The organism is Shewanella sp., from assembly GCF_013214165.1.
Classification (GTDB): Bacteria; Pseudomonadota; Gammaproteobacteria; order Enterobacterales; family Shewanellaceae; genus Shewanella.
This window is the reverse complement of the sequence record NZ_JABSSM010000171.1, coordinates 1-2,440: the sequence shown is the minus strand read 5'-3', so window position 1 is coordinate 2,440 and position 2,440 is coordinate 1. Positions and strand designations below refer to the sequence as shown.

General features: G+C 43.9%; 2 protein-coding genes and 1 tRNA gene. All 3 read left to right on the top strand.

Annotated features, from left to right (window positions below):
- The first annotated feature begins 253 nt into the window (after positions 1-253).
- The 3 genes from mutY (at position 254) to HRU42_RS20975 (ending at position 2,210) form a co-directional block, all read left to right on the top strand.
- The gene (mutY, locus tag HRU42_RS20985; protein WP_295034026.1) at positions 254-1,339 is read left to right on the top strand and encodes an A/G-specific adenine glycosylase; all 1,086 of its coding nucleotides are present in this window, start codon (positions 254-256) and stop codon (positions 1,337-1,339) included.
- Positions 1,340-1,341: 2 nt separating this feature from the next.
- Positions 1,342-1,620, top strand: a complete 279-nt coding sequence (locus tag HRU42_RS20980; RefSeq protein ID WP_295034024.1) for an oxidative damage protection protein — start codon at positions 1,342-1,344, stop codon at positions 1,618-1,620.
- A gap of 514 nt (positions 1,621-2,134) precedes the next feature.
- A tRNA-Phe gene (locus HRU42_RS20975) sits at positions 2,135-2,210 on the top strand.
- Positions 2,211-2,440: the final 230 nt, after the last annotated feature.

Sequence of the window (2,440 nt, the reverse complement as noted above, 5' to 3'; positions counted from 1 at the left end):
CTGAGTGAGCTGATGGTACTGTTTGTTCATGACAGACTCTGAATTTGTGTGTGAGAACTAAAATTCTGCCTTCAGCTCTCTCACTTTTCAACCTTAATCTGTTGCACTTATTGTATTACTCCAGCGCTAAATCATCGATACTCGACAAACACAACTTGTTAAGAGACGCCTTGCTAGATAGACTGCCTGCATAAAAATCGTGTTTCAAGTTTCTCTTTTCTTATTTTGTTATCTAATTAAAGCAATCACCACTATGTCCTCTGCCGCCATCAGCAATACCAGTAATGCCTCTTTTTCTTCCCGTATCATTAGTTGGTATGAAAAATTCGGTCGTAAACACCTTCCATGGCAACAAGACAAGACGCCCTACAAGGTCTGGGTGTCTGAAATCATGCTACAGCAAACCCAAGTCAGCACAGTGATCCCCTATTACCTTAAGTTTATGACACGCTTTCCCACCATAGACTCACTGGCCGATGCGCCTCAAGATGAAGTGCTGCACTACTGGACTGGCCTCGGCTACTACGCGCGGGCAAGGAACTTACATAAGTCGGCTCAGCTCATTCGTGATGAGCATGGTTCACAATTTCCCAGAGATTTTGAAGATGTCTTGTCGCTGCCTGGCATAGGCCGCTCTACTGCGGGCGCGGTATTATCCCTAGCTCTTGCACAGCACCATGCCATCTTAGACGGTAACGTGAAAAGGGTATTAGCGCGTCATGGAGCCATTGATGGCTGGCCCGGGAAAAAACAGGTCGAAAACAAGCTTTGGGAGCTGACGGATAAACTGACCCCTGATTTAGATGTTCAAAAATATAATCAGGCTATGATGGATATTGGCGCCTCCATCTGTTCTCGTTCTAGGCCAGCTTGTAGTGACTGCCCTGTGGCTATCGATTGCCAGGCTCAGCTCACTGGACGACAGTCAGACTATCCGGGGAAAAAACCTAAAAAAGTGATACCGGAAAAAAATGCCTACATGTTGGTACTCGCTAAGGGCGAAGAAGTTATCTTAGAAAAAAGGCCACCGGCAGGGATCTGGGGAGGCCTGTGGTGCTTTCCACAATTTTCTACACGAGAAGAACTTGATGAGTACTTGATAACAAAAGGCTTAACAGTTTCCGAAGAGGAAGTATTACCCGGATTTAGACATACATTTAGTCATTTCCACCTAGATATCAGCCCTATACTTGTCTCTGCCGAAGGCTTTAGCGATAACCAGATCATGGAAGATAAGCCTTCACTCTGGTATAACTTACCCCATCCCCCAAAAGTTGGTTTAGCTGCGGCGACTGAACGTATTCTCGCCAGCTTAAATTCTGTATTAATTAAGGAGTAATCATGGCTCGCACCGTTAACTGCGTCTATCTGAAAAAAGAATCGCAAGGCCTTGGATTTCAGCTATACCCAGGTGAGCTTGGTAAGCGTATTTTCGATAATGTCAGCAAAGAAGCTTGGACACTGTGGCAATCAAAACAAACCATGCTGATCAATGAGAAAAAATTGAACATGATGAATGTTGACGACCGTAAGTTTCTTGAAGAGCAGATGGTCAACTTCTTGTTTGAAGGTAAAGACGTAGAGATTGAAGGTTACGTACCAGAGAAAGACGACGAATAAACATTTTAAGCGCCGTGAGGCGCTTTTGTTTACTGATTATAAAAGAGTGATTACGGCCTGACTATCGAACAACTCACCAATCCCCGCAACTTCAAACAGATTGAAAACAGTGATCCCTCGCCCGTCAGCTGTAGAGAGCCGGTATCCACTGCACATGACCAAAATCAGTCACGAGTAGAGAGCTCTATGGCCCAGGTACCCGCCTTTAACTTGCCAATTTTTATGCTCGATTAGTAATGATGATCATTTGTAAATAGATCTGTTTTTTGGGGAATTAAGGTGTTCTACAAGCTTTAGGGAAATTTTAGCTAGGAATAAAAACTGCCGTGTAGAGAAATAAAGACCCGGTTTGAACACTAACTAACCGAACGATAGGTTTATGACAAATAGCACTTGCAGGTAGAAAGGCAGCGCTATAAGATACGCCCACTTCAAACGAGGCAGGACTTAAAACTCCTTATTTAAACCTAGGTTTAAAACTCGCTAAAGTAGATGACTAACACTTAGTTTAGCTGCCCGAATAGCTCAGTCGGTAGAGCAGAGGATTGAAAATCCTCGTGTCCCTGGTTCGATTCCGGGTTCGGGCACCAACATTTAGCCGGCATAGCTCGTTAATAGAGTTGTGACTGGTAATGAAATAGATTGCTCCCGAGTTTATCTATTGGTAAAAAAATAAGCCGGCATAGCTCATTTATAGAGTTGTGACTGGTAATCAAATAGATTGCTCCCGAGTTTATCTTTTGGTGAAAAAATAAGCCGGCATAGCTCAGTTGGTAGAGCAACTGACTTGTAATCAGTAGGTCCCGAGTTCGACTCTTGG

Excerpts from the sequence above, each read along its gene's own strand:
- mutY (WP_295034026.1), top strand. The coding sequence starts at position 254 with ATGTCCTCTGCCGCCATCAGCAATACCAGTAATGCCTCTTTTTCTTCC.
- HRU42_RS20980 (WP_295034024.1), top strand. The coding sequence starts at position 1,342 with ATGGCTCGCACCGTTAACTGCGTCTATCTGAAAAAAGAATCGCAAGGC.